This window comes from Mesoterricola silvestris, from assembly GCF_030295405.1.
Taxonomy (GTDB): domain Bacteria; phylum Acidobacteriota; class Holophagae; order Holophagales; family Holophagaceae; genus Mesoterricola; species Mesoterricola silvestris.
The window spans coordinates 2,537,045-2,558,476 of the sequence record NZ_AP027080.1 but is presented as its reverse complement, the minus strand read 5'-3'; the positions used below and the strand labels follow the sequence as shown (position 1 = coordinate 2,558,476).

Annotated in this window: 16 protein-coding genes; 13 read left to right on the top strand and 3 right to left on the bottom strand. The window is 68.2% G+C overall.

The window, feature by feature from the left end; genetic code table 11:
- Nucleotides 1-23: 23 nt before the first annotated feature.
- The 3 genes from trxB (at nt 24) to R2J76_RS11095 (ending at nt 2,880) form a co-directional block, all read left to right on the top strand.
- Nucleotides 24-992 carry a thioredoxin-disulfide reductase gene (gene trxB / locus R2J76_RS11105; RefSeq protein ID WP_316411655.1) on the top strand — a complete coding sequence of 323 codons (969 nt, stop codon included), beginning with the start codon at nt 24-26 and terminating at the stop codon, nt 990-992.
- A 22-nt stretch (nt 993-1,014) separates the two neighbouring features.
- Nucleotides 1,015-2,358, top strand: a complete 1,344-nt coding sequence (locus R2J76_RS11100; protein WP_316411654.1) for a GGDEF domain-containing response regulator — start codon at nt 1,015-1,017, stop codon at nt 2,356-2,358.
- Between the two features lie 66 nt (nt 2,359-2,424).
- Nucleotides 2,425-2,880 (top strand): cache domain-containing protein, encoded by a 456-nt coding sequence (locus R2J76_RS11095; protein WP_316411653.1) that lies wholly within the window; start codon nt 2,425-2,427, stop codon nt 2,878-2,880.
- A 464-nt stretch (nt 2,881-3,344) separates the two neighbouring features.
- Here the strand turns inward: R2J76_RS11095 and R2J76_RS11090 are convergent, their stop codons facing one another.
- The 3 genes from R2J76_RS11090 to R2J76_RS11080 form a co-directional block, all read right to left on the bottom strand.
- Nucleotides 3,345-5,663, bottom strand: a complete 2,319-nt coding sequence (locus R2J76_RS11090) for an LPS-assembly protein LptD (protein WP_316411652.1) — start codon at nt 5,661-5,663, stop codon at nt 3,345-3,347.
- Nucleotides 5,653-6,324 carry a ZIP family metal transporter gene (locus R2J76_RS11085; protein ID WP_316411651.1) on the bottom strand — a complete coding sequence of 224 codons (672 nt, stop codon included), beginning with the start codon at nt 6,322-6,324 and terminating at the stop codon, nt 5,653-5,655. The genes R2J76_RS11090 and R2J76_RS11085 overlap by 11 nt, the downstream gene beginning before the upstream one ends.
- Before the next feature lie 87 nt (nt 6,325-6,411).
- Nucleotides 6,412-8,616: an Rne/Rng family ribonuclease gene (locus R2J76_RS11080; RefSeq protein WP_316411650.1), complete on the bottom strand. Its 2,205-nt coding sequence runs from the start codon at nt 8,614-8,616 to the stop codon at nt 6,412-6,414.
- 407 nt (nt 8,617-9,023) lie between these two features.
- Between R2J76_RS11080 and R2J76_RS11075 the strand changes: the two genes are divergently transcribed.
- The 10 genes from R2J76_RS11075 to R2J76_RS11030 all read left to right on the top strand — a co-directional run bounded on the left by R2J76_RS11075 (nt 9,024) and on the right by R2J76_RS11030 (nt 21,068).
- Nucleotides 9,024-9,992 carry a PstS family phosphate ABC transporter substrate-binding protein gene (locus R2J76_RS11075; protein ID WP_316411649.1) on the top strand — a complete coding sequence of 323 codons (969 nt, stop codon included), beginning with the start codon at nt 9,024-9,026 and terminating at the stop codon, nt 9,990-9,992.
- A gap of 19 nt (nt 9,993-10,011) precedes the next feature.
- Entirely contained in the window at nt 10,012-12,171 is a 2,160-nt protein-coding gene (locus R2J76_RS11070; RefSeq protein ID WP_316411648.1) for an ABC transporter permease subunit, read from the top strand.
- Complete coding sequence (gene pstA, locus R2J76_RS11065) at nt 12,171-13,718, top strand: phosphate ABC transporter permease PstA (RefSeq protein WP_316411647.1); 1,548 nt, start codon at nt 12,171-12,173, stop codon at nt 13,716-13,718. The genes R2J76_RS11070 and pstA overlap by 1 nt, the downstream gene beginning before the upstream one ends.
- A 116-nt stretch (nt 13,719-13,834) precedes the next feature.
- Nucleotides 13,835-14,629 carry a phosphate ABC transporter ATP-binding protein PstB gene (gene pstB / locus R2J76_RS11060; protein ID WP_394366833.1) on the top strand — a complete coding sequence of 265 codons (795 nt, stop codon included), beginning with the start codon at nt 13,835-13,837 and terminating at the stop codon, nt 14,627-14,629.
- On the top strand, nt 14,629-15,303 hold the full coding sequence (gene phoU, locus R2J76_RS11055; protein ID WP_316411645.1) for a phosphate signaling complex protein PhoU: 675 nt from the start codon (nt 14,629-14,631) through the stop codon (nt 15,301-15,303). The genes pstB and phoU overlap by 1 nt, the downstream gene beginning before the upstream one ends.
- Before the next feature lie 11 nt (nt 15,304-15,314).
- Nucleotides 15,315-16,025 (top strand): response regulator transcription factor, encoded by a 711-nt coding sequence (locus tag R2J76_RS11050; protein ID WP_316411644.1) that lies wholly within the window; start codon nt 15,315-15,317, stop codon nt 16,023-16,025.
- A 914-nt stretch (nt 16,026-16,939) separates the two neighbouring features.
- Complete coding sequence (locus tag R2J76_RS11045) at nt 16,940-17,590, top strand: DUF47 domain-containing protein (protein ID WP_316411643.1); 651 nt, start codon at nt 16,940-16,942, stop codon at nt 17,588-17,590.
- 16 nt (nt 17,591-17,606) lie between these two features.
- A complete protein-coding gene (locus R2J76_RS11040; protein WP_316411642.1) occupies nt 17,607-18,611 on the top strand; it encodes an inorganic phosphate transporter in 1,005 nt (334 codons plus the stop codon).
- A gap of 77 nt (nt 18,612-18,688) precedes the next feature.
- Nucleotides 18,689-19,099, top strand: coding sequence for a hypothetical protein (locus R2J76_RS11035; RefSeq protein ID WP_316411641.1), 411 nt, complete (start codon nt 18,689-18,691; stop codon nt 19,097-19,099).
- Between the two features lie 115 nt (nt 19,100-19,214).
- Nucleotides 19,215-21,068, top strand: coding sequence for a GGDEF domain-containing protein (locus R2J76_RS11030; protein WP_316411640.1), 1,854 nt, complete (start codon nt 19,215-19,217; stop codon nt 21,066-21,068).
- Nucleotides 21,069-21,432: the final 364 nt, after the last annotated feature.

Here is a 21,432-nt window from a genome sequence, read left to right as displayed (position 1 = left end):
CACGACCCTTTGCGGAGCTTCACGTGTCCCACCACAAGATCATCGTCATCGGCACCGGCCCCGCCGGCTACACCGCGGCCATCTATGCCTCCCGGGCCAATCTGGCCCCCCTGGTCTTCGAGGGCGCGCAGCCCGGGGGCCAGCTCACCATCACCACGGAGGTGGAGAACTATCCGGGCTTCCGCGAAGGCATCATGGGCCCGGCCCTCATGGACGAAATGCGCGCCCAGGCCGAGCGGTTCGGCACGGTGATCAAGGCCGAGACGGTGCTCAAGGCGGACCTGGCCTCGTCCCCCAGGACGATCACCACCGACCAGGGCACCTACACCTGCGACGCCCTGATCATCGCCACCGGCGCCTCGGCCAAGTGGATGGGGATCCGCAAGGACGAGGAGCTGAGCCGCACCGGCGGCGGGGTTTCCGCCTGCGCCACCTGCGACGGGTTCTTCTTCCGCGGCAAGGAGATCGCCGTGGTGGGCGGCGGCGACACCGCCCTGGAAGAGGCCACCTTCCTCACCAAGTTCGCCTCCAAGGTCACGCTCATCCACCGCCGCGACCGGCTGCGGGCCTCCAAGGCCATGCAGGAGCGGGCCATGCGCAACGAGAAGATCGCCTTCAAGTGGAACGCCGTGGTGGAGGACATCCTCACCCGGGACCACGACCTGCCCACCGGCGGCACCGTCGCCAAGGTCGCCACCCTCAAGCTCAAGGACACCGTCACCGGCGCCTCCGAGGACCTGCCCGTGGAAGGCCTGTTCGTGGCCATCGGCCACCAGCCCAACACCAGCCTCTTCACCGGGCAGCTGCCCATGAACGAGGCGGGCTACCTGGACGTGGAGCCCGGTTCCACCCGCACGCCCGTGGCGGGCGTCTTCGCCTGCGGCGACGTGCAGGACCACCAGTACCGGCAGGCCATCACGGCCGCGGGTTCGGGCTGCATGGCGGCCATCGACGCGGAACGCTGGCTGTCGGAGCACGGCCTGGCCGAGTGAAAGGAATTCACCAAAGCCGCCCATGGACCTCCTAGCGATCACACGACACCCGGGACTGGTTGAAGCGCTTCGCACCGCCTTCGGCGGGGCCGGGTTCACCGTGGAGCGCATCGCCGATCCCCTGGAGGCCCTGGCCCGGGAGGCCTGGAACGGGGCCCGCATGGTCCTGGTGGACGCCGTGGCCGACCCCATGGACGGGTATCGCCTCTGCCGCCTCCTGCGGGGGGAATCCGGCGCCCTGTTCCGCCACGTTCCGGTCTTCCTGGTGCTGGACCACCTGCCCACGGAGGCCGACCGCGCCGCGCTGGCGGCGGCGGAGGGGGACGGGTTCGTGGAGGCCGACAGCGGCGCGCACCGGCTCCAGCACACCCTCGGCCCGCTCCTGGACGGCACCGCCGCCCGGGACGGAGGCGGGCCTCTTCCGGCCCTGGCCGTGGGGCTCCCCCCGGAAACGGCCGCCCGCATCCAGGAGGCCGTGGCCCCCTGCGGATTCGCCCTCCGCGCCTGGGATGCCGGGGACCTGGCCGCCGGCCTGGAACGCTTCCGCCCGCCCATCCTGTTCCTGGGGGTGGACGACACGGGCGAGAAGGCCCGGGAGGTCCTGGAAGGCTGCCGCGGGTCGGAGCCGGCCCCCTACGTCATCCTGGTGGGCGGGGACGTGTCCGAGGCCACCCAGCGCAGGCTCCTGGAATCCGGCGCCCGGGACTGGATCCCCCTGCCCCTGGCCGGCCCCCTCCTGCTCCACGGCTGCCGCCGGGCGCTGGAGTGGGTGCACGTGAAGCGCCTGAAACAGGAGTACCAGCACCAGCTCCGGGACATGGCCGAGCGCCGCTCCGCCCTGGAACGGGAGGCCACCAGCCTGCGCAGCGAGGTCCTCACCGATCCCCTCACCGAACTCCTCAACCGCCGGGCCTTCACCCAGCACCTGGAGCACGCCGTGAACCGGTGGGAGCGCAACCGGCGGCCCTTCGTGCTCATCCTGGGGGACCTGGACTACTTCAAGCTCACCAACGACCGCTTCGGCCACCTGGTGGGGGACGCCGTCCTGCGGGCCGTGGGCCAGCGCATCCGGTCCAGCCTGCGCCGCAGCGACCTGGCCTTCCGCATCGGCGGCGAGGAGTTCGCCATCCTGCTCCTGGAGACCAGCCTTAAGGCCGGCACCGAGGTGGCCGAGAAGATCCGCGAGCGCATCGAGGCCGCGCCCCTGAAGGTGGAATCCGGCCAGACGGTGTTCCCCACCATGAGTTTCGGGGTTGGCGCGCCGGACGCCGAGGACGCCGGCAACCTTTTCCTGCGGGTGGACGAAGCGCTGTATCTGGCCAAGCACAAGGGCCGAAATCGCGTCGAAGTAATGACTATGGGCTAGTTGCAATTTCGGCATGCGGCACGGCCGGTCCGGGTTTATGGTGTTTTCCAAAGGACAGGTGACCCCATGCGGAACCGCTGCTTGATCGCCCTGGCGGGCCTGACCTGCCTGGCCTCCCACGCCCAGGGCCACACGGCGGCCCAGGCCGAGAACGTCGTGCGCCGCGCCATCGTCTATGCCCAGAAGAACGGCCTGGACAAGCTGATCCAACAGACCAACCAGCCCAACGGCATCTTCCACGTGGGTTCGGGAAGCGATCTCTACCTCCTGGTCATCGACCGGAAGGGCATCGCCCGGGCCAACGGCTTCAAGGCCGATATCGTCGGCACCAACCGCATGGCCATCAAGGACGTGGACGGAAAGTTCTACATGCGGGACCTCCTCGAACTCGCCAAGACGAAGCCCAGCGGCTGGGTCGACTACAAGTTCGCCAACCCCATCTCCGGAAAAATCGAACGAAAGAGCACCTACTTCGAAGTCTACGAAGACGTCGCGGTGTGCTGCGGAATCTACAAACCCTAGGAGCGGGCGAACGGGTTCCGGACGGGCGGCCAGGGTCGTCGTCGCCGGACAAGCAGGCGATGACGGAGGGTGGTGAGGGGGCGAAGGGGCTGTGCTGCGCTTATTCACTCCGTTGAGCGGGGTGGAGGGGGGGGCGCGACGGCAGTCCGGGGGGGGCGCCGACGCTGTTCTGTTGTATTACCTGAATCATCTATTTGTAGGAACAGTATATGTTCGTCCCGGGAATGCCAGGAATGTCCTGGGTTCGGCGCTTCATCCCCTTCATCCTGATCATCCGATTCATCCCTGTTCCCGCAGGGCCATAGCCGGGATGGGTCGGGGCATGCAGAGCAACCACGCGCCGCCCCACCCCGGCGCTGGCCCTGCGGGAACAGGGATGAATCAGATGGACTGGATGAAGGGGATAGAAACCGGACGCGAACCGGGGCGCAGTTCCGGAACCCGGCCCCCCACTCCGCCACCCGCTAGAAGGTGTACTTCCCGAGGTCGCCGAGGCTGCGGAGGGTGACGACCACGTCCAGGCGGTCCTCCTTGGTGAGGGAGCCGGGGACGGTGATGCCGATGTGGGAGAAGCGGAGGGAGTAGGCGACGCAGGGGGTGACGTAGGCCAGGGCCACCTGGCTGCCGGCGAAGGCGCGGCGCTTGAAATCGTAGTTGGCCTGGAATTCCAGGCGCACGTCGTCGTTCCAGAGGCGCTTGAGGCCGCCCAGCTGGATGCCTTTCTGGCGAACCAGGAGGCGGTTGATGCCGGTGGAGTAGTAGGCCAGGTTGAAGCGGGTTCCGTCGCCGGCCTTGTAGTCGGCGGACAGGGACTGGTCCGCGTCGCTGTCGGACACGTCGCTGCTGCGGCGGAAGCTGATGCGCAGGTTCTCGTCGGGCTCCACGTCCAGGTCGTTGTCCAGGGTGGCCCAGCCCTTCTTCACCTGGCCGTCGTTGAGGAGGATGGGCGCCATGTGGAACTTGGAGGAGATGCGCCAGCGCACCAGGTCCAGGAAGGGCACGTTGAGGCCGGGGCGGCCCAGGAAGTGCTGCTTCACGCCCAGTTCCAGGCTCCGTTCGCCCGCGGCGCTGTTGCCCACGCCGGGCTGGGAGTCCACGTCGTCGAAGTGGGGGATGCGGCCCTCGGCGGAGGCCTTGCTGGTGCTGAGGACGGCGAAGTAGGGGTTCATGACGTGCTTGATCTCGCCCTTGTACCCGAAGAGGTTCACATCCGTGTAGGACCGGCCGATGGGGGGGGCGGAGAGTTGCAGGCGTGCGGAGCCCAGGATCCGGTCCAGGGCCGGGGCGTCCACCTGGAAGGGGCTGGTGGTGATGTTCAGGTTTCCGTTGGTGACGTTGGCCGTGTCGAACAGGGACATCCCCAGGGAGCGGGAATAGCGGGTGTAGCGGCCCAGGGTCTCCAGGTCCGCCCGCAGGGGGCCCCACTGCCCCACCCGGCCCTGGAGGCGCAGGAAGCCGTCGTCCCGGCGCCAGGCGTAGGTGTCGTTGGGGACCGTGCCGTCGCTGGCGGGGAGGATGTCGAGCTTGTAGGTCATGCGCCCCATGCGCACGCCGGCGTCCAGGTAGAAGGAGCCCAGGGGCACGGGGTACAGCGAGCCCTGGACGCTGGGCAGCACCTGGCGGCGGAGGGAATTGGGAAAGTTGGCGTTGTAGAGGGGGGAGGAGGAATCGGAGGTGAAGTAGGTGAGCTGCTCGGATGAATTGAAGGAGAAGCTGGCCCAGGGGAAATTCCGCCCCAGGTACAGGGCGCTGTCGAAGGGGGTGCCCCCCAGGCGCGCCAGGCCCTGGCCGTAGTCGGTCTCCAGGAGGGCGTCCGAGGCCCGGTTGATGTCCGCCGCGAACTGCCAGCCGTCCTCCCGCTGCCAGATGTCCTTCAGGGAGAACCGGTACCGGCGCATGTCATCGGTGCGCTGCTTGATGAACTGCCCCGCCAGGGAGCCCTGGTGGGTGGGCTCGGGGTTCCACCGGGCCTCCCCGCCCCAGAGGGTGCCCTGGCGGGTGAAGTATTCCGGGGACACCGTCACGTCCGCGGTGTCCCCCAGCACCTGGTAGTAGGGCACGGTGGTCGAGGCGCCCATGGGGCCGGAGAAGGAGAGCGAGATGGGCAGCAGCCCCGAGGTGCGCTCGGCCTTGGCGGGGTAGACGGCCCAGGGCAGGTAGTAGAAGGTGGGAACCTTGCCCACCCAGATCCAGAGGTTCCGGATGGTGGCGTACTTGTCCAGGTCCACGGTGAGCCGCGAAACCAGGGCCTTCCAGCCGGGCTGCTCCTGGGGGCAGGGACTCAGTTCCACCTTCTCGAAGTCCCAGTGCTTGAGGGTGGTGAAGGCCACCTTGTCGGATTTCAGGTACCAGCTGGGGGGCAGCTCCATGTCCAGGGCCCAGGCTTCGCCCACCTGGCGCTTCCAGTCCATGTGGAGCCGGCCGCAGCGCAGGCGAAGTCCCGGGCCCTCCATGCGGATGTGGCCCTCGGCCTCGATCTCGCCGGTGAGGGTGCTGTACTTGATGTGGTCGGCCAGCAGGAGCAGGTCGGGGCTGGCCACGGCGCCGTCGTCCATCTCCCAGCCGCCGCGGGTCTCCTTCACGTCCTTGCCCCAGTAGCGCAGGGGCACCGCCCCCTCCCGGGACTCCCCGGGGCCCTGGGGGCGCAGGGGAAGCAGTTCGCCGGGGGTGGGGGCCTGCCAGTCGGGCCCCAGGGGCGGAAGGGGCGGCAGCTGCGCGGCCAGGGGCCCCAGCCCCGCCAGGGCCGTGGCGAGACCTATGCGGGTCCGCCGCTCATGCGCCATGGTGCTGATGGGGCGCCAGGCTCAGGATGGCGATGAAGATGAGGATCCCCACCAGGAGGCTGGCGGTGCTCTTCCAGCCCTTCTCCTTCTGGGCCTCCGGCAGCAGGTCCGAGCAGGCCACGTAGAGGCCGAGGCCTCCCGTGAGGCCCAGGACGGGCCCCAGCTTGATGTTCATGTACTCCTGGCTCATGGAGCCCAGGAGGGCGGCCAGGGCCAGGATGCCGGCGGCGATGATGGATTTCCGGTTGCCGAAGCCCCGCACCAGGAAGATGGACGAGATGGTCGCCCCTTCGGGGATGCGGTGCAGGAGCACGCCCGCGAACACCATGAGGCCCAGGCCGCTGTGGGTGCGCATGGCGGCGGTGATGGACATGCCGTCCATGAAGCTGTGGAGGCTCAGGCCCACCAGGGCGATGACCCCGGTGATGGCCGAACCCGAGTGGGTGTGGGATTCCTCGCCGTAGTGGAAGTGCGGGCTGATGCCGTGCTCCAGCAGGTGGATGAGGAAGAACCCCGCCACGGCCCACAGGGCCATGCGCTCGCCGCCCTGTTCCACGGCCTCGGGCAGGACGCGCACCAGGGTGACGGACATGAGGTAGCCGGCCGCCACGCCGGACATGTGGCGCATGAGGCCCGCCCGCCCCTGGAGGAAACGCACCACCAGCCACCCCCCGAGGAGGGTGGCCAGGGCGGCGATGGGAGCAAGCCAGTAGAGATGGTCGAAGGGGGCCAGGGGATTACCTCACGATCATTTCTTGCGGGCCCGCGGCTTGGGTGCGGCGGGGGCCTCGGCTTCGGGGGCGGGCTTGGGCTTGGAAGCCCGTTTGGCAGGTTTGGGGTCCGCCTTGATGACGACGGCAGGCTCCTCGGCCTTGGGCTCGGCCTTCGGCTCGCCCTTGGCGGCCTTGGGGGCCTTGGCCTTGGCGGGGCGTCCCTTCTTCGCGGGGGCCTCGGGCTCGGGTTCCGCCTTGGACTGGAACTTCACCCGGGGGGCCGGGGTGAGCAGGTCGGCCAGGAGGTCGGCGGTCAGCAGCAGGGGCGCGGGCTCCGGCTCCGGGGCGGCCACGGGTTCCGGCTCGGGGGCGGCCACGGGCTCCGGTTCGGGAGCGGGCTCCGCCACGGGCGCCTGGGGGGCTTCCACGGGGGCGGCGGCGGCGGGCTTGCGGCCTCCCCGGGAGCGACGGCGGCCGGAGGGGGCCTTCTCCTCCTCCACGGGTTCGGCGGCGGGGGCGCCGTCCACTTCGTCCAGGGGCTTGGCGCTTTCAAAGAGGGCGCGCAGGCGCTCCCGCTCCTCCAGGGCGGCCCGCTGGGCGTCGCGGCGGTCGTACTTGATCTCCGCGTGGGTGGGGGCGGCCGCCGGGGCGGGGGCCGCTTCGGGTTCGCGGCGGGACTCGGTGCGGGGGGAGCGGCCGGGCTTGCGGGTCTCCTCGCCCAGGGCCTTGTCGAAGGAAATGGGGCTGTCGCCGCCCAGGACGACGGTCTCCTCGTCCAGGTCCCGGGGGCGCTCGGGACGGGCGGCCACCTTCTCGGCGGGCTCCTCCTCGGCGCGCTCGATCTCCGCGGCCATTTCGCCGAAGGGGATCTCCGGGTCGGCCACGATGACGATGCGGGAATCGTGCATGTCCTCCAGGGCGCACAGGTCCTTGCGCTTCTGGTTCAGCACGGCCAGGGCGATGGCGGGCATGAGCTTGACGCGGATCTCGGCGATGGCGTCCCGGCTGAGGATCGCCTTGATGCGCCGCACCACGGACAGCACCAGGGCCTCGATGCTCTTGACCTTGCCGGTGCCCTGGCAGGTGGGGCAGGCTTCGTGGGTGACGTGCTGCAGGGAGGGCCGCAGGCGCTGGCGGGTCATGACCAGCACGCCGAAGCGGTTGATCTTGCCCACCTCCATGCGGGCCTTGTCCTCCTCCAGGCACTCCACCAGGCGCTCCATGACGGCGCGGTTGTTGCCCTCGCGCTTCATGTCGATGAAATCGATCACCACCAGGCCGGCCAGGTCCCGCAGGCGAAGCTGGCGAGCGGCTTCCTCGGCGGCCTCCATGTTGGTCTTGAAGGCCATGTCCTCGACGTTGTCGCCGGTGGTCTTGCCGGAGTTCACATCGATGGCCACCAGGGCTTCAGTCTGGTCGATGGCCAGGGCGCCGCCCGAAGGCAGGGGCACCTTGCGCCCGTAGACGCGGTCGATCTGCTCCTCGGTGGAGAACTTGCTGAACAGCGGCTTCTTGCCGATGTAGTGCTTCAGGACCCCCAGGTGCTGGGGCATGGTGCGCTTGAAGAAGCCCTGGGCGGCGTGGAAGGTCTCCAGGTCGTCGATGTGCACTTCCTCGATGTCCTTGGTGAAGGCGTCGCGGAGGGTGCGGGTGACGACGTCGTCCTCCTGCCACACGAGGCCCGCGCCCTGGCGGTGTTTGTAGCGGTTCTGCACCTCCTTGTAGGTGTCCAGGAGGTAGTCCAGGTCCCGCTGGAAGTCCTCCTTGGTCACGCCCAGGCTGGCGGTGCGCACGATGACGCCGAAGCTGCGGGGGATCTCCAGCTCGTCGATGAGGCGCTTGAAGTGCTCCCGCTCCTCGCGGCTCTCGATCTTGCGGCTGATGCCGTTGGTGGGATTGCCCGGCGTGAGCACCAGGTAGCGGCCCGGCAGGGAGATCTGGGCGGTCATCATGGCGCCCTTGGACCCCAGCTCCTCGCGCACGGCCTGGACCATGATCTCCTGGTCGCGGTTGAGCAGGTCCTGGATGCGGCCCCGGCGGCCGTCGGGGCTCACCAGGTCCTTGGGCAGCTCGCCGATGGGCAGGAAGCCGTTCTTCTGGCCGCCGTAGTGGATGAACGCGGCCTGGAGGCTCTGGTCCACCCGCACCACCTTGGCCTTGTAGATATTGCCTTTAATCTTCTCGTTGTGGACGAACTCGATATCGAAGTCCGAAAGGACGCCGTCCACGAGGGTCGCCACACGGATCTCCTCCGAGTCCGTGGCATTGATAAGCATTGTTTTTCTGGGCAAAACGATCTCCTTGGAATAGACCCTCGGCCGTTCAAAGGCGGTCGGGCTAAACGATCGGGTTGGGGATGGGGGTCTGAGAATGGATGGATTGGGATGGGATTGGGGGGGTCTCGATTCCCTGGGACCGCCCCGGATGGGGATTGGCCAAAGTGACGCGCTGGCTCCGGCCCGCTTTGGCTAGGGGCATTCTCCCATCGCCGGGGCGCAAGGGCAAGGGGGCATCAGCTAAATTCCCCAAAATATTCGCTTTGGACGGCGAAGTTAAAAAACGTCCGGGGTTACACCGAATTAACGTGTGTGTCTCAACATGTTTGAAGGCGCGTCCGATGCTGGTTTCTGTTGCTTAAGGAGCATCCATGAAGAAGATCCTGAGTCTGGCGGCCATCCTCGCGATCGGCTGCACCCTGTCGGCCCAGGGGGTCGTGAAGGTGGATCCCAAGCTGCAGTCCTACAAGAAGGTGGCCGGGGTCACCGGAACCCTCAATTCCGTGGGCAGCGACAGCCTGAACAACTGCATGACCTTCTGGGTCGAGGCCTTCAAGGCCAGCTACCCCGGCGTCAAGATCCAGGTGGAAGGCAAGGGTTCGGGCACCGCCCCCCCGGCCCTCATTTCCGGCACCGCCCAGATCGGCCCCATGAGCCGCGAAATGAAGGCGGGGGAGATCGACCAGTTCGAGAAGAAGTTCGGCTACAAGCCCACCCGCATCTCGGTGGCCCTGGACACCCTGGGCGTCTTCGTGCACAAGGACAACAAGATCAAGGCCCTCTCCGTCAAGGACCTGGACGGCATCTTCTCCAAGACCCGCAAGTCCGGCGTGGCCGATATCGCGGCCTGGAAGCAGCTGGGCCTCACCGGCGAGTGGGCCTCCAAGCCCATCTCCATCTACGGCCGCAACAGCGCCTCGGGCACCTACGGCTTCTTCAAGGAGCACGTGCTGGGCAACGGCGACTACAAGGACACCGTCAAGGAGCAGCCCGGTTCCAGTTCCGTGGTGCAGAGCGTGGGCACCGACAAGTTCGCCATCGGCTACTCGGGCATCGGCTACAAGACCTCCGAAGTGCGCGCCGTGCCCCTGTCCAACCCCGCCAAGAACGGCGGCAAGGCCTTCGAGGCCACCTACGCCAACGCCCTCAACGGCACCTATCCCCTGGCCCGGGCCCTCTACATCTATGTGAACATGGATCCCAAGAAGGGCCTGGATCCCCTGGTCAGGCAGTTCATCACCTTCATCCTCAGCAAGCAGGGCCAGGAAGTGGTCATCAAGGACGGCTACTACCCCCTGCCCAAGAAGATGGTCGACGAGCAGCTCAAGAACCTCAAGTAGCCGAAGGGAAAAGCCCAGCATGCGCAGCGCTTCCACCATCCAGAACAGGGCCAGGCGCCTGGACCGGGTCATGGACTGGGTCATCACCCTGGGGGGGATGACCATCATCGCTGCCGTGCTGGGCATTCTCGTCTTCATCGGCAAGGAGGCCTACCCCATCTTCCGGGGGCCCCGGGTGCGGGAGCGCGCGGCGGAACGGGTGCCGGCCTTCGCGTCCATGGCCGCCGACGAAAGCGGCAAGGCGTTCTTCACCGCGGATCCCGCGGCGGGGCTCCGGGCCTTCGCCGGGGGCCGGGAGCTGCCGGTGCCCCCGGGCGGCCCCGCCCTGCCCTGGCGCTCCCTCACCGCCGTCAACGCCCAGGGGGCCTTCGCCGCCCTGGGCGCCGACGGGCGCATCGCCTTCGCCACCCTGGGCTGGGACAAGCCCGCGGAGGAGAAGGACCCGGCGAAATGGACCCCCAACCCGGACTGGAAGGGGATCCAGCCCGCCCCGGGCGTGGCGGGCCTGCTCCACGCCCGCGCCATGCCCGCCTCGGGCATCGCCCCTTCGGCCACCTGGCGCATCGCGGCCCGGGACGGCCAGGGCCGCCCGGTGTGGGCGGAGACCGCCGAGGACGCCACGGCGCCCCCCGTGTGGAACCCGGTGCCCCTGGAGGGCACCGTTTCGTGCGCCCGGTGGAGCGCCGACGGTTCCATGCTGTTCCTGGGGACCTCCCAGGGCGGCGTGCTCGCCTACAGCGCCGGGGAATCCACGGCCCTGGCGGCCTCGGGCTCCCTGGGCGAGCCGGTCACGGCCCTGGGCTTCGATCTGGGGCACGCCGCCCTCCTGGTGGGCGGGGCCAAGGGATCCCTGGCCGCCTTCCAGCTCTTCAACCGGGACGGGGCCTTCTCCCTGCAGGAATTCCACCGCTTCCAGCCCATGGCCGGGGCCGTGGGGGGCTTCATGGCGGGCCAGCGGGACAAGCGGTTCCTGGTGTGGTCCGAGGGCATGGTGGCCGTGGACCACCTCACCACCGAAAAGCGCCTGCTCCAGGCCCGGGGCCAGGGCATCCGCTCCGGCGCCATCACGGCCCGGGGGGACGTGATCCTGGCCGCGGACGCCTCCGGGGCCCTGCGCTCCTGGACCCTGGACGCCCCCCACGCGGAGATCAGCCTGCGCACCCTGTGGGGCAAGGTCCACTACGAGAGCTACGAGAAGCCCGAGTACGTGTGGCAGAGCAGCGGGGGCTCGGATGATTCCGAGCCCAAGCTGAGCCTCATGCCCCTGCTCTTCGGCACCCTCAAGGGCACCCTCTACGCCATGATCTTCGCCCTGCCCCTGGCCATCCTCGGGGCCCTCTACACCAGCCAGTTCGCCTCTCCCCGGCTCCGGGACGCCATCAAGCCCCTCATCGAGATCATGGCCGCCCTGCCCTCCGTGGTGCTGGGCTTCCTGGCCGGGCTCGTGCTGGCGCCCCTCTTCGAGCGCTCCGCGGCCAGCATCCTGGTGCTGCCCGCGGTGATCCTGGTCCTGGCCCTGGCGGTCTTCCCCCTGTGGAGCCGGCTGCCCCGGCGCATCCGCCTGGGCTGGGGCACGGGCTGGGAGGTGCTGTGGATCGTCCCGCTCCTCCTGGCGGGGCTGGGCCTGGCCACCTGGGTGGGGCCGCGCTTCGAGCGGGCCTTCCTGGGCGGCGACTACCGCAACTGGCTCCTGGCGGCCCACGGGATCACCTACGACGTGCGCAACAGCCTGGTGGTGGGCTTCGCCATGGGCTTCGCGGTGATCCCCATCATCTTCACCATCAGCGAGGACGCCCTGAGCGCGGTGCCCAAGTCCCTCACCTCGGCCAGCCTGGCCTGCGGGGCGAGCCCCTGGCAGACGGCCTGGCGCGTGGTCCTGCCCACGGCCAGCCCGGGCATCTTCTCCGCGGTCATGGTGGGCCTGGGCCGGGCCATCGGGGAGACGATGATCGTGCTCATGGCCACCGGCAACACCCCCGTGATGGAGTGGAGCCCCTTCAACGGCATGCGCACCCTGGCCGCCAACATCGCCGTGGAGACCCCGGAGGCGCCGGTGCACGGCAGCCTCTACCGGCTGCTCTTCTTCACCGCCGCCCTCCTCTTCTGCCTCACCTTCCTCCTCAACACCGCCGCCGAGCTGGTCCGCCAGCACCTGCGCAAGCGCTACGAGTCCTTCTGATGATGAACCTTCGCGAATGGTGGCGGCGGGGCAGCGCCCTGATCTGGTTCTCCGGGGCCACCCTGGCCTTCTGCCTGCTCATGATCTTCGGGCTGGTGGGGTACATCGGGGCCAAGGGGCTGGGGTTCTTCTGGCCGGCGCCCCTGGTGGCGGCCCAGACGGCCCAGGGCCCCATCCTGGGGGAGATCACCGGCCAGGAGCCGGACAAGGTCCAGTTCCACACCGGCAACCGGGATCTCTTCGGCCAGGACTACCGGTGGGTGCCCCGCGGGGAGCTGGGGCCCCTTTCCACCCCCCCGGACGTGGTGGTGGTGGAGCGGCTGGAGTACGGCATCTTTGTGGGCCGGGTGAAGAGCCTGGAGAAGGACGGCCAGCCCCTGCCCGGGGACCCCCTGGCGGCCATCGCGCGGCTCCGGCCCGCGGCGCTGGCCATGAGCCGGCATATCCGGAGCCTGGACAAGAACGAGATCGGCGGGCTCAACCGCCAGATGGAGGACCTCCGGCTGGAGATGAAGGGAAGGCCCGGGCTGGAAGCCAAGATGCAGGCCCTGCAGGCGAAGTACGACGCCGCCGAGGCCCGCCTGGAGCTCCTCCGGGCCCAGTCCGCCGCGGTGACCGTGACCCTGGAGGCCGTGGACGGCCAGACCAAGACCATTCCCCTGACCTCGGTGGTGCGCCTGGTGCCCTCCAACCGCCTGGGCTTCCCGGGCAAGACCGGGGTCTACCTCTCGCGCCTGTGGGAGTTCGTGGCCGACGATCCCCGGGAGTCCAACACCGAGGGGGGCATCTTCCCGGCCATCTTCGGCACCGTGATGATGGTGCTCCTCATGTCCGTCCTGGTGGTGCCCCTGGGGGTCATGGCCGCGCTCTACATGCGGGAGTACGCCCGGCAGGGCTGGATCCTTCGCACCCTGCGCATCGCCGTGAACAACCTTGCGGGCGTGCCCTCCATCGTCTTCGGCGTGTTCGGGCTGGGGTTCTTCGTCTACTTCGTGGGCGGGGGCATCGACAGGCTCTTCTTCGCGGACAGGCTGCCCGCGCCCACCTTCGGCACCGGCGGCATCCTCTGGGCGGCCCTCACCCTGGCCCTGCTCACGGTGCCGGTGGTCATCGTGGCCACGGAGGAGGCCCTGGCGGCCGTGCCCCGCAGCCAGCGGGAGGCCAGCCTCGCCCTGGGGGCGACGCGCTGGCAGACCCTCTGGAACGTGGTCATTCCCGGGGCCATGCCCGGCATCCTCACGGGACTGATCCTGGCCATGGCCCGGGGCGCCGGGGAAGTGGCGCCGCTCATGCTCACCGGCGTGGTGAAGCTGGCGCCCTCCATGCCCCTGGACGGCACCTTCCCCTTCCTGCACCTGGACCGCAAATTCATGCACCTGGGCTTCCACATCTACGACGTGGGCTTCCAGAGCCCCAACAGCGAAGCCGCCAAGCCCATGGTGTTCATGACCGCTCTGCTGCTGCTCCTGGTGGTGGTGGTGCTCAATCTGTTCGCCCTGCGCCTTCGCAGCCGCCTGCGTGCGAAAATGGGCGGAGGTACCTTCTGATGCCAGCCGGAGAAGCCATGACGGAATTCGAATCCCACGCCGCCGTGCCGGAACCCGTGCCCGAGGGCCGGGCCCAGCCGCCCGGAGACGGGCCCGCCGCCAAGACCGCGCCCCGCATGACGGAGGTCCCCCTCACGGATTCCGCGGTGCTCAACGCCCGGCCCCTGCTGCGGGTGGAGGACGTGAGCCTCTTCTACGGCCCCAAGCAGGCCCTCTTCAACATCGACCTGGAGGTGCGCGAGCACTCGGTCATGAGCCTCATCGGACCTTCGGGCTGCGGCAAGAGCACCCTGCTGCGCTGCATCAACCGCATGAACGACCTCATCGGCAACGTCCGGATCACCGGCAGCGTCAAGGTGGGCGACGACGACATCTACGCCCCCGGGGTGGACGTCATCAGCCTGCGCAAGCGCATGGGCATGGTGTTCCAGAAGTCGAACCCCTTTCCCAAAAGCATTTATGAAAACGTCGCCTACGGCTTGCGCATCCAGGGCATCAAGGACCGGGCCGTGCTGGACGAGGCGGTGGAGCGCAGCCTCATCGGTTCGGGCCTTTGGGACGAAGTGAAGGACCGGCTCAAGGACAGCGGGTTGGGCCTGTCGGGCGGGCAGCAGCAGCGCCTGTGCATCGCCCGGGCCATGGCGGTGCAGCCGGAGGTGATCCTCATGGACGAGCCCTGCTCGGCCCTGGACCCCCTGGCCACCTCCCGCATCGAGGAACTGATCTTCGAGCTCAAGCGCGACTACACCATCGTGATCGTCACCCACAACATGCAGCAGGCCGCCCGGGTAAGTGACTTTACGGCGTTCTTCTGGATGGGTAAGCTCATCGAGACCGGGCTTACGGAGATGTTGTTCACCAATCCGAGGGTGCGGATGACCGAGGATTACATCAGCGGGAGATTCGGTTAATGGCGCGCCACTTCGACAACGAACTCAGGGATCTCAAGTTCAGCCTCCTGGCCATGGCCGGGCAGGTGGAGGAGATGATCCTCCTGACCCACACCTCCCTCCTGGACCGCAGCGACGCCGACGCCCGCCGGGTCAACGACCTGGACAAGGGCGTGGACGAGCTGGAGTTGCGCCTGGACCAGGCCTGCATCGACCTGCTGGCCCTGCGGGCGCCCTTCGCCTCGGATCTGCGGCTCATCGCCTCCACCCTCAAGATCGTCCCCGAACTGGAGCGCATCGGCGACCACTGCACCAACATCGCCCGGCGGGCCCTCATCCTCAACCCCATGCCCCCCCTGGAGCTGGGCGACGCCCTGCGGCGCATCGGCGAGGAGACCCTCTCCATGGTGCGCCGGGCCGTGGACGCCTTCGTGAACGGGGACGCGGAGCTGGCCCGGTCCGTCATCGCCTCGGACGACTCGGTGGACGCGCTCTACGTGCTCATCAACCGGGAATTGCTGCGGCTCATGCTGGCCGACCCCATGACCATCGAGCGGGCCAGCCACCTCATCATCGTCATCAAGAACTGGGAGCGCATCGCCGACCAGGCCACCAACATCGCCGAGGAGGTCCTTTTCATCATCGGCGGCGTCAGCGTGAAGCACCCCTATCTGCAGACCCCTCCCGAAGGCTGACCGGAGTCCCGATGCCCCACCTCCTCCTCCTCGAAGACGATGCCGACATCCGCCTTGGGCTGGAACAGCATCTCAAACGGGAGGGCTTCTCCCTGACCGCCTTCGGCACCGGCCGCGAGGCCCTGCGGTTCATCTCCCAATCCTCCTCGGGCCAGGCCTCCCGCCTGGACGTGGCCCTCCTGGACCTCACCCTCCCCGACGTGGACGGCCTGGACGTGCTGAGGGCCATCCGCGCCGACGCCAGCTACCGGGCCCTGCCCGTGGTGCTGGTCACGGCCCGCAACGAGGAGATCGACCGGGTCCTGGGCCTGGAGCTGGGGGCCGACGACTACATCTCCAAGCCCTACTCCAGCCGGGAACTGGTGGCCCGCATCCGCGCCATCCTCCGCCGCGCCTCCTTCATCGACACCGGGGCCCGGAACCAGCAGCTGGCCTTCGGTCCCATCTCCGTGGACCTGGACATGCACATCGCGCGGGTCAACGGGGAGACCCTGGAACTGACCCGCCGGGAGTTCGAGCTCCTGGCCTATTTCCTGCAGAATCCCCGGCGGGTGCTCAGCCGGGAGAAGATCCTGCAGCAAGTGTGGGGATTGGAATACCTTGGCGAAAGCAGGACCATCGACGCCCATGTGCGGCGGGTGCGCTCCAAACTGGGCGACGCCGCCGCCCTGATCGAGACCGTCGTCGGCGTCGGCTACCGCATGGGCAGCGTGGACGCTTAGGCGAGGGGCCGTGCCCCGGACCTTCGCCCGTGGTACTCGGCCGGGTGGGCCCTGGGGCCTCCCGTGGGGGCCTAGCCAACTTTCCGACCCACCCCACCTCATAAAACCGTAAGTCCAATCGCACGGATTTTCGGTCGGGGCAACTCGCCCGGAATCACGATCCGCATTGGAGCCACCAGGTCCAATCTGGCACTTCCGGTTTCTATCCCCTTCATCCAGTCCATCCAATTCATCCCTGTTCCCGCAGGGCCAGCGCCGAGGTGGGGCGGCGCGCAGTTGCTCTGCATGCCCCGACCCATCCCGGCTATGGCCCTGCTGGAACAGGGATGAATCGGATGATCAGGATGAAGGGGATGAAGCGCTGAACCCAGGTCATTCCTGGCTGAGGGGGAATGCTGTAGTTTTCATGGGATGACTATATGCTGGGTTCGGTAGTGATAGCTGGAGTGAGACGGGAAATTGGGCTAGGGCCCCAGGGACGCGCTGCGAAGGGTGGTCCGGGCCAAACCGCCCGCGCCGACGTTGATTTGCCAAGCGGCGCCCCTCCAGGTTCAGAGCCCCCCGAACCAATCATCGTCGGCGCCCGCCGGCGCCGACCCATCCCACGCGCAGCGACCCCATCCCCCATGGAAGCCGCGCTCCATCCCACCCCCTTCCCGGGAGGCCCCCCCCGATCCGGCCTCCCACCCGCCCAACGGAGCCCCTGGGCGAAGCACAGCCCCATCCCTCTCCCCCTCCCCCCGTCATCGCCGGCTTGTCCGGCGATGACGAAACGGGGCGAAAGTCCGGAACCCGTACCTTTACGTCGGGAGGACCCTTGTAAAATACACGGGAGGCTTCGGGATTCGTGGCATTCCGGCTAGGTTTCCAGGGCTCTCCGAGGCACAATGGATGCAGGTCTGCCTGGAGCCGCGATGTCCCTGAATTCCATCATCAGCTGGTTGAAACCCCACGAAATGGTCTTTTTCGACCTGCTGGAGAGCTCCGCCTCCAACCTCGTGGACGCCGCCAAGCACTTCGAGGCCGAATTCAAGTCCCGGCAGACTCCGGGGGAATGGGCCGGAATGCGCCGGAAGATGAAGGACCTGGAGCACGCGGGGGACGAGATCACCCACGAGATCGTGGACCGGCTGAACCGCACCTTCATCACCCCCATCGAGCGGGAGGACATCCTCCACCTGGCCCACTGCCTCGACGACGTGGTGGACTGCCTGGACGGGGTCTGCGAGCGGCTCGTCCTCTACAAGATCACCAACGTCATGCCCACCGCCGTGGAACTGGGCCGGCTCATCGTGGCCGGCGCCGAGGAGGTCAAGCCCCTCATCGGCCACCTGCGCAACATGTCCAACGGTAAGGATATCAACAAGAGAATCCAGTACTGCAACGAGCTGGAAAACCAGGCCGACGCCGTCTACCACGCGGCCCTGGCCGAGATCTTCGAGAACCCCAAGGATCCCATCGAGCTCATCAAGTGGAAGGAGATCCTCAGCCTCCTGGAGGACGCCACCGACCGCATCGAGCTGGTCTCGAAGGTGGTGAGCTCAACCGTCATGCGCAACGCCTGACCGGACCGGCCGCCCCATGATCCCCATGCTCGTCCTCATCATCCTCATGTCCTGGGCCATCGATTACATCAATGGCTTCCACGACACGGCCAACGCCATCGCCACCGTGGTGTCCACGGGCGTCATGTCGGCCCGCAACGCCATCGTCATGGCGGCGTGCCTGAATTTCGGAGGGGCCCTCCTGGGCACCCACGTGGCCACCACCATCGCCAAGGGCATCGCGGATTCCCAGTTCGTGGTGCCCGAAGTGCTCGTCGCCGCCCTCACCGCGGCCATCCTCTGGGACCTGGGCACCTGGTACTTCGGCATCCCCTCCAGCACCAGCCACACCCTCATGGGGGGCCTGGCCGGCGCGGTGGTGGCCCACGCGGGCTTCCACGCCCTCCACATGACCAAGCTGGAGGAGATCACCCTCTTCATCTTCGTCTCCCCCATGCTGGGCTTCCTCACGGGGGCGCTGCTGATCCTGGGCATCCAATGGATCTGCCGGCGGGTTTCCAGCAACCGGGTCAATGTCGTCTTCCGGAAGATGCAACTGCTTTCGGCCAGCGCCATGGCCTTCACCCACGGGCAGAACGACGCGCAGAAGGCCATGGGCGTCATCTGCCTGGCCCTCATCATCTACGGCAAGATGACTGTCGCCCCCGGGCACCTGGTCTCCGTGCCCCTGTGGGTGAAGCTGGGCTGCGCGGGCATGATGGCCGCCGGCACCGCCAGCGGCGGCCTGCGCATCATCAAGACCATGGGCAGCCGCATCGTCAAGCTCCGGCCCATCCACGGCTTCGCCGCCGAGACCGCCGCGGCCATGGTGCTGTTCACCACGGCCCACTTCGGCATCCCGGTCTCCACCACCCACTCCATCACCGGCGCCATCATGGGCGTGGGGGCCACCATGAACGCCAACGTCGTGCGCTGGGGCGTGGCGGGGAACATCTTCGTGGCCTGGGTGCTGACGATCCCCTGCAGCTTCGCCATCGCCTACGGGACGCTCCGCCTGATCCACCCGCTGTTCGTTCGTTAGCCTAGGGCATACAGAATTTACGGCCCGTAGGATCCGCCGGTACGCCGGCCGGGAATGATCGTCATGAGGTGCCAACCATGACGATCTTCCCCGCCGCGCTCATCCTCGTTTATGTGGCCATCGCCACCCCGCCCCGCATCGCCCCTCCGGATCTGATGCCCTTCCTCAAGGTCGTCTCCGCCAGCGCCGGCGCGCCCGGCCGCATCGCCTGCCGGGACCTGGACCTGGCCATGCGGATGAAGCAGCTCGGCCTTTCCCCGGACGCCAAGGCGCCGGTGGCCTGGGCCGCCACGGCGGACCAGCTCCGGGACTACCTGGCCGAGGGCAAGCTGGTGGTGGCCGGCGACGCGGCCCTGCTAGAGGCCGGGGCCGGGGTGGCCATCGTCCTGGAGAAGGGCAAGCCCACGATCCTCGTCAACACCCGCAACGTCCAGGCCTCCGGCATCGTGCTTTCCGACGCCTTCCTCAAGATCGCCCGGGTCCGCTAGGGTAGGCCGCCAGAAGAACCTGTAACCATTCGTCCCACCCCCTCGTAACCGAATGTTCACAGGCATTTCGCAGCCGCGCCACGCCCCCGGAACACCCCGGCCTGACCGTGGGGTCATGGTTCCCCTCGCCTCCCTCTCCCTCACCACCGGCCGGGCCCGTCTGGGCCTGGAAGCGGAAGCGCCCGTGCATCCCCAGGGCACCGGCGAAGGCCTCTCCGGCCTGGGGGACACGCTGCGGGCCATCCTCGCCGAGGACCGGCTCAAGCCCCACTTCCAGCCCATCGTGGACCTGGAGACCGGCGTCGTGCTGGCCTTCGAGGGGCTGATCCGGGGCCCCTCGGACACCCTGCTCCATTCCCCGGCGAGCCTGTTCAAGGTGGCCGCGCTCACGAACCAGCTCTACGAACTGGAGTGCGCCTGCTGCGCCACCCTGGTGCGGGCCTACGCCGCCAGCGGCGCCACCCAGAAGCTCTTCCTCAACATGAGCCCCGGCAGCCTGGCCACGGCGGCCCGCAGCTCCCTGCAGCCCATCCAGGGGCTGGAGGAGCTGGGGGTGCCCCCGGGGCGCATCGTCATCGAGCTCACCGAGGCCCTGCCCATCACGGACCTGGGCGTGCTGGCCAAGGCCATCGCGCTGTTCCGGAAGCTGGGCTTCGCCGTGGCCCTGGACGACCTGGGCGAGGGCTTCTCCAGCCTGCGCCTCTGGTCCGAGCTGCGTCCCGAGTTCGTGAAGGTGGACATGCACTTCATCCAGGGCGTGAGCCGGGACCCCGTCAAGCTCCAGTTCCTGAAGTCCCTCTGCGACATCGCCGCCAAGACCGGGGCGAAGGTGGTGGGGGAGGGCCTCGAGCTGGAGGCGGACCTGGCGGTGGTGCGGGACCTGGGCCTGGACTACGGCCAGGGCTACCTCCTGGGCCGCCCAGCCCCCCTGCCCCACGCCGCGACGGCCCCCGGACTCTTCCGCCGCCGGGAGCCGGACGGATCCGGCTGGATCCGGGACACCCGGTCCACCGCGGCCCGGCTCATGGTGGAGGTGCCCGCACTCTCCCCGGACACGCCCAACGGAACGGTGGAAAAGCTCTTCCAGGCCGACGCCGACCTGCAGTCCATCCCCGTCGTGCGGGACGGGATCCCGGTGGGGCTCATCAACCGCCACGTGTTCATGGACATGATGTTCAAGCCCTTTTCCCGGGAGGTGTACGGCAAGAAGCCGGTGGAGGCCATCATGGACCGGAACATCCTGGTGCTGGACCACCACACCAGCCTCCACGAGCTCAGCCGCCTCATCGTGGAATCCGATCCCCGCCACATCCTCCACGGCTACATCCTGACCCGGGAGGGCGCCTACGCGGGCATGGGCAGCGGCCACGACCTCATGCGCGAGATCACCCAGATGCAGATCAAGGCCGCGCGCTACGCCAACCCCCTCACGGGCCTCCCCGGCAACGTCCCCATCAACGAGCACCTGGACGACCTCCTCCACCAGAACCTTCCCTTCGTGGCCTGCTACTGCGACCTGGACCACTTCAAGCCCTACAACGACGTCCACGGCTACCGCCGGGGCGACGACGTCATCCAGTGGACCGGGGACCTGCTCCGCTCCGCCTGCGACCCGGACCTGGACTTCGTCGGCCACATCGGCGGGGACGATTTCATGCTGGTCTTCCGCAGCCCCGACTGGGAGCGCCGCTGCAACGCCCTCCTGGAGGCCTTCGACGCCGGCCTGGACCGTTTCTTCAGCCCCGAGGTCCTGGACCTCCGCGGCTACGCCGGCGAGGACCGCTCCCGCCGCCAGGTGCTCCACCCCCTCCTGAGCCTCTCCATGGGCGCCGTGAAGGCCCACCCCGGCCACTACGCCAACCACCACGAAATCTCCGCCAGCGCCGCCGTCGCCAAGAAGGAAGCCAAGGGCCGCGAAGGCTCCATCCTCTTCGTGGAGCGCCGCCAGCCGAGACGGGTCGGCAGGTAGGCGCACGTGTCCCGGACGTGCGTCAGGGATTCGCTGACGCAGGCAAGCTGCGTCAGCGCAGGACTCACACCGAAAGGTTAAGCGGAAGTGTTGGCACGCCCCGGCTTCGATGAGCGACGCGCCCAACCCGGAACCAGAGGCTCCCCTGATGGCCCTATGCCCAGTCGACCCGCTTCAAGTTTCCCGGATTGACCCCCCTTCCGCGCCGACGCTGATCACCCCATTGGCTCTCGCCCAATCCATGAGATTGTGAGCCCCCCAACCGATCAACGTCGGCGCACCCCCACCCCCACCACCCCCACTCGAAGCGTGCCTTAACACCCTAGGCCCACCCGGAGAACCCCAGTCCCCCACCCACCCCCAA

What these genes read in the sequence shown, in the direction of transcription:
- R2J76_RS11100 (WP_316411654.1), top strand. Translation starts at nt 1,015, where the DNA reads ATGGACCTCCTAGCGATCACACGACACCCGGGACTGGTTGAAGCGCTT.
- R2J76_RS11095 (WP_316411653.1), top strand. Translation starts at nt 2,425, where the DNA reads ATGCGGAACCGCTGCTTGATCGCCCTGGCGGGCCTGACCTGCCTGGCC.
- R2J76_RS11090 (WP_316411652.1), bottom strand. Translation starts at nt 5,663, where the DNA reads ATGGCGCATGAGCGGCGGACCCGCATAGGTCTCGCCACGGCCCTGGCG.
- R2J76_RS11075 (WP_316411649.1), top strand. Translation starts at nt 9,024, where the DNA reads ATGAAGAAGATCCTGAGTCTGGCGGCCATCCTCGCGATCGGCTGCACC.
- R2J76_RS11070 (WP_316411648.1), top strand. Translation starts at nt 10,012, where the DNA reads ATGCGCAGCGCTTCCACCATCCAGAACAGGGCCAGGCGCCTGGACCGG.
- pstA (WP_316411647.1), top strand. Translation starts at nt 12,171, where the DNA reads ATGATGAACCTTCGCGAATGGTGGCGGCGGGGCAGCGCCCTGATCTGG.
- pstB (WP_394366833.1), top strand. Translation starts at nt 13,835, where the DNA reads ATGACGGAGGTCCCCCTCACGGATTCCGCGGTGCTCAACGCCCGGCCC.
- phoU (WP_316411645.1), top strand. Translation starts at nt 14,629, where the DNA reads ATGGCGCGCCACTTCGACAACGAACTCAGGGATCTCAAGTTCAGCCTC.
- R2J76_RS11050 (WP_316411644.1), top strand. Translation starts at nt 15,315, where the DNA reads ATGCCCCACCTCCTCCTCCTCGAAGACGATGCCGACATCCGCCTTGGG.
- R2J76_RS11045 (WP_316411643.1), top strand. Translation starts at nt 16,940, where the DNA reads ATGTCCCTGAATTCCATCATCAGCTGGTTGAAACCCCACGAAATGGTC.
- R2J76_RS11040 (WP_316411642.1), top strand. Translation starts at nt 17,607, where the DNA reads ATGATCCCCATGCTCGTCCTCATCATCCTCATGTCCTGGGCCATCGAT.
- R2J76_RS11035 (WP_316411641.1), top strand. Translation starts at nt 18,689, where the DNA reads ATGACGATCTTCCCCGCCGCGCTCATCCTCGTTTATGTGGCCATCGCC.
- R2J76_RS11030 (WP_316411640.1), top strand. Translation starts at nt 19,215, where the DNA reads ATGGTTCCCCTCGCCTCCCTCTCCCTCACCACCGGCCGGGCCCGTCTG.